Raw genomic sequence first — 20,214 nt, 5'->3', positions numbered from 1 at the left:
TTTTTAAGGTAAAACAGTCAATATGATTGCCAGTAGGAATCCATTCATACAGTTGCCAACCATAGCGCAGAATCCTGACAAGTTTGAAGTACTACTATCAGCGCAAGAGTTTCGAACTCGTCTACTTGATGAGATATCTCGCGCAACAACTCGTATTAGTTTAGTCGCTTTGTATCTTGAAGATGATGAGGCTGGCCGTGAGATCCTAACTGCCTTATATGAAGCAAAGCAAAAGAATCCAGAATTAGACGTGAGCGTGTGTGTCGATTGGCACCGTGCGCAACGTGGATTGATAGGCGCAGAGTCTTCTGAAGGCAATGCTGCAATGTATAAAGAGTTCGCAGAAAAATATCAGTACTCTGTTCCTGTCTATGGCATCCCTGTCCGCGGTAAAGAAGTCTTTGGCGTATTGCACTTAAAGGGATTTATCGTCGATGACAGTGTGATATACAGCGGTGCAAGCCTTAACAATATCTACCTGAACTACCATGACCGCTATCGCTTTGACCGCTACCATGTTTTAAACAACTCAGCACTTGCTGACTCGATGTTTAGCTACGTGCAGGAGCAGATGATCTCAGATAGTGCTGTTTACGACTTAGCAGATAAGAACAAGCCTGCAACCAAAGAGCTGAAACCAGCGATTCGCCAGTTTCGAGCTTCCCTAGCAAGATCTCAGTATCAATTCGATGGACAAGACGTTGCTGCAGAGCAAGTTGCTGTAACACCATTGGTTGGTATCGGTAAAAGACGTAACCGTCTGAATCAGGGAATCAATCAACTTGTCGCTCAAGCTAAAGATGAAATATTTATCTGCACACCTTACTTCAACTTTCCACCTAGCCTAGCTAAAGAAGTAAAGAAAGCGCTTAAGCGTGGCGTAAAGGTCAGTATTGTTGTTGGCGATAAGACAGCGAATGATTTCTTTATCCCACCAGAAGAAGAGTTTAAAACGATTGGTGGGCTGCCTTACCTTTACGAATTGAACTTACGCCGTTTCGCTAAAGCTAATGAAGCTCATATTGCTAGTCGTAATCTATCAATTCGACTTTGGCAACACGATTCCAATAGCTACCACCTAAAGGGGATTTGGGTCGATAAGCGCTACATGCTACTAACAGGCAATAACCTAAACCCGCGCGCATGGAAACTGGATCTAGAGAACGGTATCTTTATCCAAGACAACTACCATCACCTAACAGATAAGTTCCAAGCTGAAGTAGATAATATCCTTCAACACACTCAACTTATCTGTACTTATAAGCAGTTAGATAAGGTAGAGAGCTACCCGATGGAAGTTCAGAAGTTGATTCGTAAGATCACTCGCGTCAAAGCCGACAGAGTGCTTAAGCAAATACTGTAGTAGATGTACTAACAACACTATTTATCAACGCCTAGCAAACGCTAGGCGTTTTTGTATCTACGAGATAAATGACTTAGAGGTAAGTGGGTATTCCAAAGCTAGCGCATCACTTGAAGAGCTAGACATCCAACCTTGTCGGGAGTGATGTAAATGACTACATCGTGAAAAACTTTGATAAATACTACCACCCTAATTCTATCTATTATCTCCTCGACCACATGGGCTTCTCTTGGATAACTTCTCGCTCCAAACACCCTAAACAATCACAGCAAATCCAAGACGATTTTAAAAAAATTCAAAATAGAAACGATCCTTAAGATCCCCGGCCATATTAGGCTAGAGAGTGTTGATGTCTGGTTTCAAGACGAAGCTAGGTTTGGCCAACAGAACACAACGACACGTCTTTGGGCGACTAGTGGAACGAGGCCTCGCGTGGTAAAACAACAGCAATTTGAATACGCTTATTTGTTTGGTTCGGTATGCCCTGAAAGAGGAATATAGTGGTTCCTTGGGTTAACAAGGACATAATGACAAATCACTTAGAGCAGATATCTAAGGCTACTGAAAAAGGGCGTCATGCTGTCGCTATAATGGATGGTGCAGGCTGGCATACCGATGATATTGCGAGAGAGTTTAATAACGTCAGTACTATTAAGCTTCCTCCCTACTCGCCAGAGCTTAAACCTATAGAGCAAGTTTGGAGTTGGTTGCGACAACATTATCTAGTGAATCAAAGTTTCACGGATTATAACGACATTGTTTCCAAGGTTTGTCGCGCTTGGAATGAATTTCTTGAGTGCAAAGATCGTGTCATACCAATTAAAGTAAAAATGTGATCTAATTAAGGCCGTCGAACTCTTACAGAAAATCGTCATGGATAGCCTTAATAATACTGATTTTAAAAAGCTAGCAAGCCAACAAAAAACCATTCAAATGAAGGTTCGCTTGCTAGCACTAGCCCACTTCAAAGAAGGTCACTCGCGCACTCAAATTGCCAAATACCTTAAAGTCAGTCGAACTAGTGTAAACAAATGGGTTCAAGTATTTCTTGAAGAAGGATTGGAAGGGCTTCAAGAAAAACCTCGCACAGGCAGACCTGCATACCTCAATGCAGAACAACGAAAACAACTCAGTGCATTCATTAAGAAAGAAGCAGAGTCCCCTTCAGGCGGGCGCCTTGTCGGGAGCGATATACATGACTACATCGTGAAAAACTTTGATAAATACTACCACCCTAATTCTATCTATTATCTCCTCGACCACATGGGCTTCTCTTGGATAACTTCTCGCTCCAAACACCCTAAACAATCACAGCAAATCCAAGACGATTTTAAAAAAATTCAAAATAGAAACGATCCTTAAGATCCCCGGCCATATTAGGCTAGAGAGTGTTGATGTCTGGTTTCAAGACGAAGCTAGGTTTGGCCAACAGAACACAACGACACGTCTTTGGGCGACTCGTGGAACGAGGCCTCGCGTGGTAAAACAACAGCAATTTGAATACGCTTATTTGTTTGGTTCGGTATGCCCTGAAAGAGGAATATAGTGGTTCCTTGGGTTAACAAGGACATAATGACAAATCACTTAGAGCAGATATCTAAGGCTACTGAAAAAGGACGTCATGCTGTCGCTATAATGGATGGTGCAGGCTGGCATACCGATGATATTGCGAGAGAGTTTAATAACGTCAGTACTATTAAGCTTCCTCCCTACTCGCCAGAGCTTAACCCTATAGAGCAAGTTTGGAGTTGGTTGCGACAACATTATCTAGCGAATCAAAGTTTCACTAATTATAACGACATTGTTTCCAAGGTTTGTCGCGCTTGGAATGAATTTCTTGAGTGCAAAGATCGTGTCACAAAAATGAGCAGAAGGGATTGGATAAACCTGATCAGTTAATTTTCCGGATTGGTATCATACCCCAGAAACGACGAAAGCCTAGTCGTCATACTAGGCTTTCTAATAAGTAGCGGAATGGACGGGGTTGTGGACTTCAGGCAAACCCTTTGTTGGATTCATTCGACCGAAGGGCAAAACACTTTTCTTCAAATGTAAAAAAGCCCGCTATTTCAAGCAGGGCTTTTCTAATAAGTGGCGGAGTGGACGGGACTCGAACCCGCGACCCCCGGCGTGACAGGCCGGTATTCTAACCAACTGAACTACCACTCCGCAGTGGTCAACTCACTAAGTGAGCGTCCATATCTCCAGGTCGGTCAACCTAAAGATTTAATTTAAAACCTGGCGATGTCCTACTCTCACATGGGGAAACCCCACACTACCATCGGCGCTATTGTGTTTCACTTCTGAGTTCGGCATGGAATCAGGTGGGTCCACAATGCTATGGTCGCCAAGCAAATTTTGTTTAATTGACGCATTAGCGACAATTAATAATTCGGAAAACTGATTTAAAAGTATCTCTTCAAACGCATTCAAGGTCTGGTACTTCTGAGTCCACAAAACCCCTTGGGTGTTGTATGGTTAAGCCTCACGGGCAATTAGTACAGGTTAGCTCAATGCCTCGCAGCACTTACACACCCTGCCTATCAACGTCGTAGTCTACGACAACCCTTTAGGACACTTATAGTGCCAGGGAAAACTCATCTCAAGGCTCGCTTCCCGCTTAGATGCTTTCAGCGGTTATCGATTCCGAACTTAGCTACCGGGCAATGCCATTGGCATGACAACCCGAACACCAGAGGTTCGTCCACTCCGGTCCTCTCGTACTAGGAGCAGCCCCTTTCAATTTTCCAACGCCCACGGCAGATAGGGACCGAACTGTCTCACGACGTTCTAAACCCAGCTCGCGTACCACTTTAAATGGCGAACAGCCATACCCTTGGGACCGACTTCAGCCCCAGGATGTGATGAGCCGACATCGAGGTGCCAAACACCGCCGTCGATATGAACTCTTGGGCGGTATCAGCCTGTTATCCCCGGAGTACCTTTTATCCGTTGAGCGATGGCCCTTCCATTCAGAACCACCGGATCACTATGACCTGCTTTCGCACCTGCTCGAATTGTCATTCTCGCAGTCAAGCGGGCTTATGCCATTGCACTAACCACACGATGTCCAACCGTGTTTAGCCCACCTTCGTGCTCCTCCGTTACTCTTTGGGAGGAGACCGCCCCAGTCAAACTACCCACCAGGCACTGTCCGTAATCCCGATTCAGGGACCAACGTTAGAACATCAAAACTACAAGGGTGGTATTTCAAGGACGACTCCACCACATCTAGCGACGCGGTTTCATAGTCTCCCACCTATCCTACACATGTAGGTTCAATGTTCAGTGCCAAGCTGTAGTAAAGGTTCACGGGGTCTTTCCGTCTAGCCGCGGGTACACTGCATCTTCACAGCGATTTCAATTTCACTGAGTCTCGGGTGGAGACAGCGTGGCCATCATTACGCCATTCGTGCAGGTCGGAACTTACCCGACAAGGAATTTCGCTACCTTAGGACCGTTATAGTTACGGCCGCCGTTTACCGGGGCTTCGATCAAGAGCTTCGACCGAAGTCTAACCCCATCAATTAACCTTCCGGCACCGGGCAGGCGTCACACCGTATACGTCATCTTACGATTTTGCACAGTGCTGTGTTTTTAATAAACAGTTGCAGCCACCTGGTATCTGCGACTCTCGTCTGCTCCATCCGCAAGGGACTTCACTGATAAGAGCGTACCTTCTCCCGAAGTTACGGTACCATTTTGCCTAGTTCCTTCACCCGAGTTCTCTCAAGCGCCTTGGTATTCTCTACCCGACCACCTGTGTCGGTTTGGGGTACGATTCCTTACAATCTGAAGCTTAGAGGCTTTTCCTGGAAGCATGGCATCAATGACTTCACTACCGTAGTAGCTCGACATCGTATCTCAGCGTTAATGAAAGTCCGGATTTACCTAAACTTTCCGCCTACGTACTTGAACCTGGACAACCGTCGCCAGGCCCACCTAGCCTTCTCCGTCCCCCCATCGCAATTGTAAGAAGTACGGGAATATTAACCCGTTTCCCATCGACTACGCCTTTCGGCCTCGCCTTAGGAGTCGACTTACCCTGCCCCGATTAACGTTGGACAGGAACCCTTGGTCTTCCGGCGAGGGAGTTTTTCACTCCCTTTATCGTTACTCATGTCAGCATTCGCACTTCTGATACCTCCAGCAGTCCTTACAGACCACCTTCAACGGCTTACAGAACGCTCCCCTACCCCACATACCCTAAGGTACGTAGCCGCAGCTTCGGTGTATAGCTTAGCCCCGTTACATCTTCCGCGCAGGCCGACTCGACCAGTGAGCTATTACGCTTTCTTTAAATGATGGCTGCTTCTAAGCCAACATCCTGGCTGTCTGAGCCTTCCCACATCGTTTCCCACTTAGCTATACTTTGGGACCTTAGCTGGCGGTCTGGGTTGTTTCCCTCTCCACGACGGACGTTAGCACCCGCCGTGTGTCTCCCGGATAGTACTTACTGGTATTCGGAGTTTGCAAAGGGTTGGTAAGTCGGGATGACCCCCTAGCCTTAACAGTGCTCTACCCCCAGTAGTATTCGTCCGAGGCGCTACCTAAATAGCTTTCGGGGAGAACCAGCTATCTCCAGGTTTGATTGGCCTTTCACCCCTAGCCACAAGTCATCCGCTAATTTTTCAACATTAGTCGGTTCGGTCCTCCAGTTGATGTTACTCAACCTTCAACCTGCCCATGGCTAGATCACCTGGTTTCGGGTCTAATCCTAGCAACTGTACGCCCAGTTAAGACTCGGTTTCCCTACGGCTCCCCTAAACGGTTAACCTTGCTACTAAAATTAAGTCGCTGACCCATTATACAAAAGGTACGCAGTCACACCACGAAGGTGCTCCTACTGCTTGTACGTACACGGTTTCAGGTTCTATTTCACTCCCCTCACAGGGGTTCTTTTCGCCTTTCCCTCACGGTACTGGTTCACTATCGGTCAGTCAGTAGTATTTAGCCTTGGAGGATGGTCCCCCCATATTCAGACAGGATATCACGTGTCCCGCCCTACTCGTTTTCACTGATTATGATGTGTCGGTTACGGGGCTATCACCCTTTATTGCGGCACTTTCCAGAGCCTTCACCTGCATCATTAAAAGCTTAAGGGCTAATCCAATTTCGCTCGCCGCTACTTTCGGAATCTCGGTTGATTTCTCTTCCTCGGGGTACTTAGATGTTTCAGTTCCCCCGGTTTGCCTCCTGTTGCTATGTATTCACAACAGGATACTTGCTTATGCAAGTGGGTTTCCCCATTCAGGAATCCCAGACTCAAAAGGTTATTACTACCTAATCTGGGCTTATCGCAAGTTATTACGCCTTTCATCGCCTCTGACTGCCAAGGCATCCACCGTGTACGCTTAGTCACTTAACCATACAACCCGAAAGGGTTTCTATTTGCTTTCACTTTAAAAAGTGAAGACAAATAAGCGTATGGCAACTAACCAAGGTTTTTGGTTGTCATCAAGAAGGGTTAATTCTTGATGACTGTTTGCCGGACTCAATTTTGAATCAAACTAAGTTTGATTCGAATACAAGACACTTGAATGTGTTTGTTGTGTTTATACCGTTCTTATTAAATAAGAGCAGATAAACATTGAGAACTTTTAAATTTGATTAACATGACTCGTAAGTCAGTTAATCAGTCAGCTTTCCAAATTGTTAAAGAGCATAAAGCAAAAAGCTTTAATCAATAACTTACGTTATTAATTAAAGCTCTGGCTTTAACTAAATCTAAACCATCAATCTGTGTGGACACTCATCGTGACTATCTTCGTATAAGGAGGTGATCCAGCCCCAGGTTCCCCTAGGGCTACCTTGTTACGACTTCACCCCAGTCATGAACCACAAAGTGGTGAGCGTCCTCCCCGAAAGGTTAAACTACCCACTTCTTTTGCAGCCCACTCCCATGGTGTGACGGGCGGTGTGTACAAGGCCCGGGAACGTATTCACCGTGACATTCTGATTCACGATTACTAGCGATTCCGACTTCATGGAGTCGAGTTGCAGACTCCAATCCGGACTACGACGCACTTTTTGGGATTCGCTCACTATCGCTAGCTTGCTGCCCTCTGTATGCGCCATTGTAGCACGTGTGTAGCCCTACTCGTAAGGGCCATGATGACTTGACGTCGTCCCCACCTTCCTCCGGTTTATCACCGGCAGTCTCCCTGGAGTTCCCGACATTACTCGCTGGCAAACAAGGATAAGGGTTGCGCTCGTTGCGGGACTTAACCCAACATTTCACAACACGAGCTGACGACAGCCATGCAGCACCTGTCTCAGAGCTCCCGAAGGCACACCTGCGTCTCCGCTGGCTTCTCTGGATGTCAAGAGTAGGTAAGGTTCTTCGCGTTGCATCGAATTAAACCACATGCTCCACCGCTTGTGCGGGCCCCCGTCAATTCATTTGAGTTTTAATCTTGCGACCGTACTCCCCAGGCGGTCTACTTAACGCGTTAGCTCCGAAAGCCACGGCTCAAGGCCACAACCTCCAAGTAGACATCGTTTACGGCGTGGACTACCAGGGTATCTAATCCTGTTTGCTCCCCACGCTTTCGCATCTGAGTGTCAGTGTCTGTCCAGGGGGCCGCCTTCGCCACTGGTATTCCTTCAGATCTCTACGCATTTCACCGCTACACCTGAAATTCTACCCCCCTCTACAGCACTCTAGTTCACCAGTTTCAAATGCAGTTCCGAGGTTGAGCCCCGGGCTTTCACATCTGACTTAATGAACCACCTGCATGCGCTTTACGCCCAGTAATTCCGATTAACGCTCGCACCCTCCGTATTACCGCGGCTGCTGGCACGGAGTTAGCCGGTGCTTCTTCTGTTGCTAACGTCAAGATGCGCAGCTATTAACTACACACCCTTCCTCACAACTGAAAGTACTTTACAACCCGAAGGCCTTCTTCATACACGCGGCATGGCTGCATCAGGCTTGCGCCCATTGTGCAATATTCCCCACTGCTGCCTCCCGTAGGAGTCTGGACCGTGTCTCAGTTCCAGTGTGGCTGATCATCCTCTCAGACCAGCTAGGGATCGTCGCCTTGGTGAGCCATTACCTCACCAACTAGCTAATCCCACCTAGGCATATCTTGACGCGAGAGGCCCGAAGGTCCCCCTCTTTGGCCCGTAGGCATTATGCGGTATTAGCCATCGTTTCCAATGGTTATCCCCCACATCAAGGCAATTTCCTAGGCATTACTCACCCGTCCGCCGCTCGACGCCCATTAACGCACCCGAAGGATTGTTAGTGTCGTTTCCGCTCGACTTGCATGTGTTAGGCCTGCCGCCAGCGTTCAATCTGAGCCATGATCAAACTCTTCAATTTAAGATTTTGTGACTCAACGAATACTGACTTCAAAACTATTCTTTATAAATAAAGAGTGTAATTTTAAAGCTATTACCATTCCAACAGAATGGTAATGAATTGACTGTGCCGAATAACTACAAGTAGTTAAACGTATTGGTCACTCAGTTCATTGAAATCAAGTTTGTTACCGAAGTAACTGTTATTACGTTCTTTCGAAAAAGAACCAATAACGCTTTGATATTCATCAACGAGTGCCCACACAGATTGATAGGTTTAAATTGTTAAAGAGCGTGTTCTCTAAAAAGAGAACGCTTTCAGTGCCTTAGCACTTAAGCAGGACGCGTATAATACGCTTTCCACTTTGAAAGTCAACATAAAACTCTAAGAAAACTTAGAATCCTATGGTGACTTGTCTATTTAATAGACAAAGTCGAACTTTTGTCTTCACTTTTAAAAAAGTGAAAATAAATTTGGAGCCTGGCGATGTCCTACTCTCACATGGGGAAGCCCCACACTACCATCGGCGCTATTGTGTTTCACTTCTGAGTTCGGCATGGAATCAGGTGGGTCCACAATGCTATGGTCGCCAAGCAAATTTTGTTTAATTGACGCATTAGCGACAATTAATAATTCGGAAAACTGATTTAAAAGTATCTCTTCAAACTCATTCAAGGTCTGTCTTTCTATTGAGTCCACAAAACCCCTTGGGTGTTGTATGGTTAAGCCTCACGGGCAATTAGTACAGGTTAGCTCAATGCCTCGCAGCACTTACACACCCTGCCTATCAACGTCGTAGTCTACGACAACCCTTTAGGACACTTATAGTGCCAGGGAAAACTCATCTCAAGGCTCGCTTCCCGCTTAGATGCTTTCAGCGGTTATCGATTCCGAACTTAGCTACCGGGCAATGCCATTGGCATGACAACCCGAACACCAGAGGTTCGTCCACTCCGGTCCTCTCGTACTAGGAGCAGCCCCTTTCAATTTTCCAACGCCCACGGCAGATAGGGACCGAACTGTCTCACGACGTTCTAAACCCAGCTCGCGTACCACTTTAAATGGCGAACAGCCATACCCTTGGGACCGACTTCAGCCCCAGGATGTGATGAGCCGACATCGAGGTGCCAAACACCGCCGTCGATATGAACTCTTGGGCGGTATCAGCCTGTTATCCCCGGAGTACCTTTTATCCGTTGAGCGATGGCCCTTCCATTCAGAACCACCGGATCACTATGACCTGCTTTCGCACCTGCTCGAATTGTCATTCTCGCAGTCAAGCGGGCTTATGCCATTGCACTAACCACACGATGTCCAACCGTGTTTAGCCCACCTTCGTGCTCCTCCGTTACTCTTTGGGAGGAGACCGCCCCAGTCAAACTACCCACCAGGCACTGTCCGTAATCCCGATTCAGGGACCAACGTTAGAACATCAAAACTACAAGGGTGGTATTTCAAGGACGACTCCATCACATCTAGCGACGCAATTTCATAGTCTCCCACCTATCCTACACATGTAGGTTCAATGTTCAGTGCCAAGCTGTAGTAAAGGTTCACGGGGTCTTTCCGTCTAGCCGCGGGTACACTGCATCTTCACAGCGATTTCAATTTCACTGAGTCTCGGGTGGAGACAGCGTGGCCATCATTACGCCATTCGTGCAGGTCGGAACTTACCCGACAAGGAATTTCGCTACCTTAGGACCGTTATAGTTACGGCCGCCGTTTACCGGGGCTTCGATCAAGAGCTTCGACCGAAGTCTAACCCCATCAATTAACCTTCCGGCACCGGGCAGGCGTCACACCGTATACGTCATCTTACGATTTTGCACAGTGCTGTGTTTTTAATAAACAGTTGCAGCCACCTGGTATCTGCGACTCTCGTCTGCTCCATCCGCAAGGGACTTCACTGATAAGAGCGTACCTTCTCCCGAAGTTACGGTACCATTTTGCCTAGTTCCTTCACCCGAGTTCTCTCAAGCGCCTTGGTATTCTCTACCCGACCACCTGTGTCGGTTTGGGGTACGATTCCTTACAATCTGAAGCTTAGAGGCTTTTCCTGGAAGCATGGCATCAATGACTTCACTACCGTAGTAGCTCGACATCGTATCTCAGCGTTAGTAGTGGTCCGGATTTACCTAAACCACCCGCCTACATACTTGAACCTGGACAACCGTCGCCAGGCCCACCTAGCCTTCTCCGTCCCCCCATCGCAATTGTAAGAAGTACGGGAATATTAACCCGTTTCCCATCGACTACGCCTTTCGGCCTCGCCTTAGGAGTCGACTTACCCTGCCCCGATTAACGTTGGACAGGAACCCTTGGTCTTCCGGCGAGGGAGTTTTTCACTCCCTTTATCGTTACTCATGTCAGCATTCGCACTTCTGATACCTCCAGCAGCCCTTACAGACCACCTTCAACGGCTTACAGAACGCTCCCCTACCCCACATACCCTAAGGTACGTAGCCGCAGCTTCGGTGTATAGCTTAGCCCCGTTACATCTTCCGCGCAGGCCGACTCGACCAGTGAGCTATTACGCTTTCTTTAAATGATGGCTGCTTCTAAGCCAACATCCTGGCTGTCTGAGCCTTCCCACATCGTTTCCCACTTAGCTATACTTTGGGACCTTAGCTGGCGGTCTGGGTTGTTTCCCTCTCCACGACGGACGTTAGCACCCGCCGTGTGTCTCCCGGATAGTACTTACTGGTATTCGGAGTTTGCAAAGGGTTGGTAAGTCGGGATGACCCCCTAGCCTTAACAGTGCTCTACCCCCAGTAGTATTCGTCCGAGGCGCTACCTAAATAGCTTTCGGGGAGAACCAGCTATCTCCAGGTTTGATTGGCCTTTCACCCCTAGCCACAAGTCATCCGCTAATTTTTCAACATTAGTCGGTTCGGTCCTCCAGTTGATGTTACTCAACCTTCAACCTGCCCATGGCTAGATCACCTGGTTTCGGGTCTAATCCTAGCAACTGTACGCCCAGTTAAGACTCGGTTTCCCTACGGCTCCCCTAAACGGTTAACCTTGCTACTAAAATTAAGTCGCTGACCCATTATACAAAAGGTACGCAGTCACACCACGAAGGTGCTCCTACTGCTTGTACGTACACGGTTTCAGGTTCTATTTCACTCCCCTCACAGGGGTTCTTTTCGCCTTTCCCTCACGGTACTGGTTCACTATCGGTCAGTCAGTAGTATTTAGCCTTGGAGGATGGTCCCCCCATATTCAGACAGGATATCACGTGTCCCGCCCTACTCGTTTTCACTGATTATGATGTGTCGGTTACGGGGCTATCACCCTTTATTGCGGCACTTTCCAGAGCCTTCACCTGCATCATTAAAAGCTTAAGGGCTAATCCAATTTCGCTCGCCGCTACTTTCGGAATCTCGGTTGATTTCTCTTCCTCGGGGTACTTAGATGTTTCAGTTCCCCCGGTTTGCCTCCTGTTGCTATGTATTCACAACAGGATACTTACTTATGTAAGTGGGTTTCCCCATTCAGGAATCCCAGACTCAAAAGGTTATTACTACCTAATCTGGGCTTATCGCAAGTTATTACGCCTTTCATCGCCTCTGACTGCCAAGGCATCCACCGTGTACGCTTAGTCACTTAACCATACAACCCGAAAGGGTTTCTATTTGCTTTCACTTTAAAAAGTGAAGACAAATAAGTGTATGGCAACTAACCAAGGTTTTTGGTTGTCATCAAGAAGGGTTAATTCTTGATAACTGTTTGCCGGACTCAATTGTGAATCAAACTAACGTTTGATTCGAATACAAGACACTTGAATGTGTTTGTTGTGTCTATACCGTTCTTATTAACTAAGAGCAGATAAACATTGAGAACTTTTAAATTTGATTGAATTACTCGTAAGTAAATCAATCAGTCAGCTTTCCAAATTGTTAAAGAGCTTGATTCAAACTAATGAACCATTTCTAAATACTCTGATAGAAGAGAATACTTAAAGATGGTATCCCGTAGGGGAGTCGAACCCCTGTTACCGCCGTGAAAGGGCGGTGTCCTAGGCCTCTAGACGAACGGGACACTAGTATCTCTTTTACTTTTTAAACCTAATCAATCTGTGTGGACACTCATCGTGACTATCTTCGTATAAGGAGGTGATCCAGCCCCAGGTTCCCCTAGGGCTACCTTGTTACGACTTCACCCCAGTCATGAACCACAAAGTGGTGAGCGTCCTCCCCGAAAGGTTAAACTACCCACTTCTTTTGCAGCCCACTCCCATGGTGTGACGGGCGGTGTGTACAAGGCCCGGGAACGTATTCACCGTGACATTCTGATTCACGATTACTAGCGATTCCGACTTCATGGAGTCGAGTTGCAGACTCCAATCCGGACTACGACGCACTTTTTGGGATTCGCTCACTATCGCTAGCTTGCTGCCCTCTGTATGCGCCATTGTAGCACGTGTGTAGCCCTACTCGTAAGGGCCATGATGACTTGACGTCGTCCCCACCTTCCTCCGGTTTATCACCGGCAGTCTCCCTGGAGTTCCCGACATTACTCGCTGGCAAACAAGGATAAGGGTTGCGCTCGTTGCGGGACTTAACCCAACATTTCACAACACGAGCTGACGACAGCCATGCAGCACCTGTCTCAGAGCTCCCGAAGGCACACCTGCGTCTCCGCTGGCTTCTCTGGATGTCAAGAGTAGGTAAGGTTCTTCGCGTTGCATCGAATTAAACCACATGCTCCACCGCTTGTGCGGGCCCCCGTCAATTCATTTGAGTTTTAATCTTGCGACCGTACTCCCCAGGCGGTCTACTTAACGCGTTAGCTCCGAAAGCCACGGCTCAAGGCCACAACCTCCAAGTAGACATCGTTTACGGCGTGGACTACCAGGGTATCTAATCCTGTTTGCTCCCCACGCTTTCGCATCTGAGTGTCAGTGTCTGTCCAGGGGGCCGCCTTCGCCACTGGTATTCCTTCAGATCTCTACGCATTTCACCGCTACACCTGAAATTCTACCCCCCTCTACAGCACTCTAGTTCACCAGTTTCAAATGCAGTTCCGAGGTTGAGCCCCGGGCTTTCACATCTGACTTAATGAACCACCTGCATGCGCTTTACGCCCAGTAATTCCGATTAACGCTCGCACCCTCCGTATTACCGCGGCTGCTGGCACGGAGTTAGCCGGTGCTTCTTCTGTTGCTAACGTCAAGATGCGCAGCTATTAACTACACACCCTTCCTCACAACTGAAAGTACTTTACAACCCGAAGGCCTTCTTCATACACGCGGCATGGCTGCATCAGGCTTGCGCCCATTGTGCAATATTCCCCACTGCTGCCTCCCGTAGGAGTCTGGACCGTGTCTCAGTTCCAGTGTGGCTGATCATCCTCTCAGACCAGCTAGGGATCGTCGCCTTGGTGAGCCATTACCTCACCAACTAGCTAATCCCACCTAGGCATATCTTGACGCGAGAGGCCCGAAGGTCCCCCTCTTTGGCCCGTAGGCATTATGCGGTATTAGCCATCGTTTCCAATGGTTATCCCCCACATCAAGGCAATTTCCTAGGCATTACTCACCCGTCCGCCGCTCGACGCCCATTAACGCACCCGAAGGATTGTTAGTGTCGTTTCCGCTCGACTTGCATGTGTTAGGCCTGCCGCCAGCGTTCAATCTGAGCCATGATCAAACTCTTCAATTTAAGATTTTGTGACTCAACGAATACTGACTTCAAAACTATTCTTTATAAATAAAGAGTGTAATTTTAAAGCTATTACCATTCCAACAGAATGGTAATGAATTGACTGTGCCGAATAACTACAAGTAGTTAAACGTATTGGTCACTCAGTTCATTGAAATCATTGTGTTACCGAAGTAACTGTCATTACCTAAGTAATAACGTTTTGATATTCATCAACGAGTGCCCACACAGATTGATAGGTTTAAATTGTTAAAGAGCGTGTTCTCTAAAAAGAGAACGCTTTCAGTGCCTTAGCACTTAAGCAGGACGCGTATAATACGCTTTCCACTTTGAAAGTCAACATAAAACTCTAAGAAAACTTAGAATCCTATGGTGACTTGTCTATTTAATAGACAAAGTCGAACTTTTGTCTTCACTTTTAAAAAAGTGAAAATAAATTTGGAGCCTGGCGATGTCCTACTCTCACATGGGGAAACCCCACACTACCATCGGCGCTATTGTGTTTCACTTCTGAGTTCGGCATGGAATCAGGTGGGTCCACAATGCTATGGTCGCCAAGCAAATTTTGTTTAATTGACGCATTAGCGACAATTAATAATTCGGAAAACTGATTTAAAAGTATCTCTTCAAACTCATTCAAGATCTGTCTTTCTATTGAGTCCACAAAACCCCTTGGGTGTTGTATGGTTAAGCCTCACGGGCAATTAGTACAGGTTAGCTCAATGCCTCGCAGCACTTACACACCCTGCCTATCAACGTCGTAGTCTACGACAACCCTTTAGGACACTTATAGTGCCAGGGAAAACTCATCTCAAGGCTCGCTTCCCGCTTAGATGCTTTCAGCGGTTATCGATTCCGAACTTAGCTACCGGGCAATGCCATTGGCATGACAACCCGAACACCAGAGGTTCGTCCACTCCGGTCCTCTCGTACTAGGAGCAGCCCCTTTCAATTTTCCAACGCCCACGGCAGATAGGGACCGAACTGTCTCACGACGTTCTAAACCCAGCTCGCGTACCACTTTAAATGGCGAACAGCCATACCCTTGGGACCGACTTCAGCCCCAGGATGTGATGAGCCGACATCGAGGTGCCAAACACCGCCGTCGATATGAACTCTTGGGCGGTATCAGCCTGTTATCCCCGGAGTACCTTTTATCCGTTGAGCGATGGCCCTTCCATTCAGAACCACCGGATCACTATGACCTGCTTTCGCACCTGCTCGAATTGTCATTCTCGCAGTCAAGCGGGCTTATGCCATTGCACTAACCACACGATGTCCAACCGTGTTTAGCCCACCTTCGTGCTCCTCCGTTACTCTTTGGGAGGAGACCGCCCCAGTCAAACTACCCACCAGGCACTGTCCGTAATCCCGATTCAGGGACCAACGTTAGAACATCAAAACTACAAGGGTGGTATTTCAAGGACGACTCCACCACATCTAGCGACGCGGTTTCATAGTCTCCCACCTATCCTACACATGTAGGTTCAATGTTCAGTGCCAAGCTGTAGTAAAGGTTCACGGGGTCTTTCCGTCTAGCCGCGGGTACACTGCATCTTCACAGCGATTTCAATTTCACTGAGTCTCGGGTGGAGACAGCGTGGCCATCATTACGCCATTCGTGCAGGTCGGAACTTACCCGACAAGGAATTTCGCTACCTTAGGACCGTTATAGTTACGGCCGCCGTTTACCGGGGCTTCGATCAAGAGCTTCGACCGAAGTCTAACCCCATCAATTAACCTTCCGGCACCGGGCAGGCGTCACACCGTATACGTCATCTTACGATTTTGCACAGTGCTGTGTTTTTAATAAACAGTTGCAGCCACCTGGTATCTGCGACTCTCGTCTGCTCCATCCGCAAGGGACTTCACTGATAAGAGCGTACCTTCTCCCGAAGTTACGGTACCATTTTGCCTAGTTCCTTCACCCGAGTTCTCTCAAGCGCCTTGGTATTCTCTACCCGACCACCTGTGTCGGTTTGGGGTACGATTCCTTACAATCTGAAGCTTAGAGGCTTTTCCTGGAAGCATGGCATCAATGACTTCACTACCGTAGTAGCTCGACATCGTATCTCAGCGTTAAGAAAGTCCGGATTTACCTAAACTTTCCGCCTACGTACTTGAACCTGGACAACCGTCGCCAGGCCCACCTAGCCTTCTCCGTCCCCCCATCGCAATTGTAAGAAGTACGGGAATATTAACCCGTTTCCCATCGACTACGCCTTTCGGCCTCGCCTTAGGAGTCGACTTACCCTGCCCCGATTAACGTTGGACAGGAACCCTTGGTCTTCCGGCGAGGGAGTTTTTCACTCCCTTTATCGTTACTCATGTCAGCATTCGCACTTCTGATACCTCCAGCATGCCTTACAGCACACCTTCAACGGCTTACAGAACGCTCCCCTACCCCACATACCCTAAGGTACGTAGCCGCAGCTTCGGTGTATAGCTTAGCCCCGTTACATCTTCCGCGCAGGCCGACTCGACCAGTGAGCTATTACGCTTTCTTTAAATGATGGCTGCTTCTAAGCCAACATCCTGGCTGTCTGAGCCTTCCCACATCGTTTCCCACTTAGCTATACTTTGGGACCTTAGCTGGCGGTCTGGGTTGTTTCCCTCTCCACGACGGACGTTAGCACCCGCCGTGTGTCTCCCGGATAGTACTTACTGGTATTCGGAGTTTGCAAAGGGTTGGTAAGTCGGGATGACCCCCTAGCCTTAACAGTGCTCTACCCCCAGTAGTATTCGTCCGAGGCGCTACCTAAATAGCTTTCGGGGAGAACCAGCTATCTCCAGGTTTGATTGGCCTTTCACCCCTAGCCACAAGTCATCCGCTAATTTTTCAACATTAGTCGGTTCGGTCCTCCAGTTGATGTTACTCAACCTTCAACCTGCCCATGGCTAGATCACCTGGTTTCGGGTCTAATCCTAGCAACTGTACGCCCAGTTAAGACTCGGTTTCCCTACGGCTCCCCTAAACGGTTAACCTTGCTACTAAAATTAAGTCGCTGACCCATTATACAAAAGGTACGCAGTCACACCACGAAGGTGCTCCTACTGCTTGTACGTACACGGTTTCAGGTTCTATTTCACTCCCCTCACAGGGGTTCTTTTCGCCTTTCCCTCACGGTACTGGTTCACTATCGGTCAGTCAGTAGTATTTAGCCTTGGAGGATGGTCCCCCCATATTCAGACAGGATATCACGTGTCCCGCCCTACTCGTTTTCACTGATTATGAGATGTCGATTACGGGGCTATCACCCTTTATTGCGGCACTTTCCAGAGCCTTCATCTGTCTCATTAAAAGCTTAAGGGCTAATCCAATTTCGCTCGCCGCTACTTTCGGAATCTCGGTTGATTTCTCTTCCTCGGGGTACTTAGATGTTTCAGTTCCCCCGGTTTGCCTCCTGTTGCTATGTATTCACAACAGGATACTTGCTTATGCAAGTGGGTTTCCCCATTCAGGAATCCCAGACTCAAAAGGTTATTACTACCTAATCTGGGCTTATCGCAAGTTATTACGCCTTTCATCGCCTCTGACTGCCAAGGCATCCACCGTGTACGCTTAGTCACTTAACCATACAACCCGAAAGGGTTTCTATTTGCTTTCACTTTAAAAAGTGAAGACAAATAAGCGTATGGCAACTAACCAAGGTTTTTGGTTGTCATCAAGAAGGGTTAATTCTTGATGACTGTTTGCCGGACTCAATTGTGAATCAAACTTAGTTTGATTCGAATACAAGACACTTGAATGTGTTTGTTGTGTTTATCTAATAAAAGATAAACATTGAGAACTTTTAAATTTGATTAACATGACTCGTAAGTCAGTTAATCAGTCAGCTTTCCAAATTGTTAAAGAGCATAAAGCAAAAAGCTTTAATCAATAACTTACGTTATTAATTAAAGCTCTGGCTTTAACTAAATCTAAACCATCAATCTGTGTGGACACTCATCGTGACTATCTTCGTATAAGGAGGTGATCCAGCCCCAGGTTCCCCTAGGGCTACCTTGTTACGACTTCACCCCAGTCATGAACCACAAAGTGGTGAGCGTCCTCCTCGAAAGGTTAAACTACCCACTTCTTTTGCAGCCCACTCCCATGGTGTGACGGGCGGTGTGTACAAGGCCCGGGAACGTATTCACCGTGACATTCTGATTCACGATTACTAGCGATTCCGACTTCATGGAGTCGAGTTGCAGACTCCAATCCGGACTACGACGCACTTTTTGGGATTCGCTCACTATCGCTAGCTTGCTGCCCTCTGTATGCGCCATTGTAGCACGTGTGTAGCCCTACTCGTAAGGGCCATGATGACTTGACGTCGTCCCCACCTTCCTCCGGTTTATCACCGGCAGTCTCCCTGGAGTTCCCGACATTACTCGCTGGCAAACAAGGATAAGGGTTGCGCTCGTTGCGGGACTTAACCCAACATTTCACAACACGAGCTGACGACAGCCATGCAGCACCTGTCTCAGAGCTCCCGAAGGCACACCTGCGTCTCCGCTGGCTTCTCTGGATGTCAAGAGTAGGTAAGGTTCTTCGCGTTGCATCGAATTAAACCACATGCTCCACCGCTTGTGCGGGCCCCCGTCAATTCATTTGAGTTTTAATCTTGCGACCGTACTCCCCAGGCGGTCTACTTAACGCGTTAGCTCCGAAAGCCACGGCTCAAGGCCACAACCTCCAAGTAGACATCGTTTACGGCGTGGACTACCAGGGTATCTAATCCTGTTTGCTCCCCACGCTTTCGCATCTGAGTGTCAGTGTCTGTCCAGGGGGCCGCCTTCGCCACTGGTATTCCTTCAGATCTCTACGCATTTCACCGCTACACCTGAAATTCTACCCCCCTCTACAGCACTCTAGTTCACCAGTTTCAAATGCAGTTCCGAGGTTGAGCCCCGGGCTTTCACATCTGACTTAATGAACCACCTGCATGCGCTTTACGCCCAGTAATTCCGATTAACGCTCGCACCCTCCGTATTACCGCGGCTGCTGGCACGGAGTTAGCCGGTGCTTCTTCTGTTGCTAACGTCAAGATGCGCAGCTATTAACTACACACCCTTCCTCACAACTGAAAGTACTTTACAACCCGAAGGCCTTCTTCATACACGCGGCATGGCTGCATCAGGCTTGCGCCCATTGTGCAATATTCCCCACTGCTGCCTCCCGTAGGAGTCTGGACCGTGTCTCAGTTCCAGTGTGGCTGATCATCCTCTCAGACCAGCTAGGGATCGTCGCCTTGGTGAGCCATTACCTCACCAACTAGCTAATCCCACCTAGGCATATCTTGACGCGAGAGGCCCGAAGGTCCCCCTCTTTGGCCCGTAGGCATTATGCGGTATTAGCCATCGTTTCCAATGGTTATCCCCCACATCAAGGCAATTTCCTAGGCATTACTCACCCGTCCGCCGCTCGACGCCCATTAACGCACCCGAAGGATTGTTAGTGTCGTTTCCGCTCGACTTGCATGTGTTAGGCCTGCCGCCAGCGTTCAATCTGAGCCATGATCAAACTCTTCAATTTAAGATTTTGTGACTCAACGAATACTGACTTCAAAACTATTCTTTATAAATAAAGAGTGTAATTTTAAAGCTATTACCATTCCAACAGAATGGTAATGAATTGACTGTGCCAAAATTAAGTAAACTTAATTTTGTATTGGTCACTCAGTTCATTGAAATCAAGTTTGTTACCGAAGTAACTGTTATTACGCTCTTTCGAAAAAGAACCAATAACGTTTTGATATTCATCAACGAGTGCCCACACAGATTGATAGGTTTAAATTGTTAAAGAGCGCTAGCGTTTTGTGATTTACATCTCAGTCGCTAGGGGTGCGTACTATACCTGCACCACTTAGAGAGTCAAGGGTTATTTTCAAACTCTT

At 47.8% G+C, this 20,214-nt stretch carries 2 protein-coding genes, 2 tRNA genes, 9 rRNA genes and 2 pseudogenes; 4 read left to right on the top strand and 11 right to left on the bottom strand.

Features of this window, described 5'->3' with window-relative positions; translation table 11 throughout:
- Positions 1 to 22: 22 nt before the first annotated feature.
- From pssA to K08M4_RS21910, 4 genes and pseudogenes are all read left to right on the top strand, one after another.
- Positions 23 to 1,363, top strand: coding sequence for a CDP-diacylglycerol--serine O-phosphatidyltransferase (gene pssA, locus K08M4_RS00750; RefSeq protein WP_086048563.1), 1,341 nt, complete (start codon positions 23 to 25; stop codon positions 1,361 to 1,363).
- Between the two features lie 152 nt (positions 1,364 to 1,515).
- A pseudogene (locus K08M4_RS22515) lies at positions 1,516 to 1,680 on the top strand (helix-turn-helix domain-containing protein); the annotation flags it as partial.
- 183 nt (positions 1,681 to 1,863) lie between these two features.
- Positions 1,864 to 2,199, top strand: a complete 336-nt coding sequence (locus tag K08M4_RS22510) for a transposase (protein WP_086048561.1) — start codon at positions 1,864 to 1,866, stop codon at positions 2,197 to 2,199.
- A gap of 37 nt (positions 2,200 to 2,236) precedes the next feature.
- Positions 2,237 to 3,262 (top strand): annotated as a pseudogene (locus K08M4_RS21910) (IS630 family transposase).
- Between the two features lie 193 nt (positions 3,263 to 3,455).
- On the opposite strand, the gene K08M4_RS00725 reads toward K08M4_RS21910, so the two are convergent.
- The 11 genes from K08M4_RS00725 to K08M4_RS00675 all read right to left on the bottom strand — a co-directional run bounded on the left by K08M4_RS00725 (position 3,456) and on the right by K08M4_RS00675 (position 19,853).
- Positions 3,456 to 3,532: transfer RNA gene (locus K08M4_RS00725), tRNA-Asp, on the bottom strand.
- A 67-nt stretch (positions 3,533 to 3,599) separates the two neighbouring features.
- Positions 3,600 to 3,715, bottom strand: a 5S ribosomal RNA gene (rrf, locus tag K08M4_RS00720).
- A gap of 122 nt (positions 3,716 to 3,837) precedes the next feature.
- Positions 3,838 to 6,731, bottom strand: a 23S ribosomal RNA gene (locus K08M4_RS00715).
- A 404-nt stretch (positions 6,732 to 7,135) separates the two neighbouring features.
- Positions 7,136 to 8,690, bottom strand: a 16S ribosomal RNA gene (locus K08M4_RS00710).
- 457 nt (positions 8,691 to 9,147) lie between these two features.
- Positions 9,148 to 9,263: ribosomal RNA gene (rrf, locus tag K08M4_RS00705) — 5S ribosomal RNA — on the bottom strand.
- A gap of 124 nt (positions 9,264 to 9,387) precedes the next feature.
- Positions 9,388 to 12,281, bottom strand: a 23S ribosomal RNA gene (locus tag K08M4_RS00700).
- Between the two features lie 353 nt (positions 12,282 to 12,634).
- Positions 12,635 to 12,710, bottom strand: a tRNA-Glu gene (locus tag K08M4_RS00695).
- A gap of 67 nt (positions 12,711 to 12,777) precedes the next feature.
- A 16S ribosomal RNA gene (locus tag K08M4_RS00690) occupies positions 12,778 to 14,332 on the bottom strand.
- A 443-nt stretch (positions 14,333 to 14,775) separates the two neighbouring features.
- A 5S ribosomal RNA gene (rrf, locus tag K08M4_RS00685) occupies positions 14,776 to 14,891 on the bottom strand.
- Positions 14,892 to 15,015: 124 nt separating this feature from the next.
- Positions 15,016 to 17,908: ribosomal RNA gene (locus tag K08M4_RS00680) — 23S ribosomal RNA — on the bottom strand.
- Between the two features lie 390 nt (positions 17,909 to 18,298).
- Positions 18,299 to 19,853: ribosomal RNA gene (locus K08M4_RS00675) — 16S ribosomal RNA — on the bottom strand.
- The 16S, 23S and 5S rRNA genes sit together here with 2 tRNA genes alongside, the layout of an rRNA operon.
- Between the last annotated feature and the right edge of the window lie 361 nt (positions 19,854 to 20,214).

The organism is Vibrio syngnathi (genome assembly GCF_002119525.1).
Classification (GTDB): domain Bacteria; phylum Pseudomonadota; class Gammaproteobacteria; order Enterobacterales; family Vibrionaceae; genus Vibrio; species Vibrio syngnathi.
Note: the sequence above shows the minus strand (reverse complement) of the source record. Positions and strands in the feature narration are given on the sequence as shown.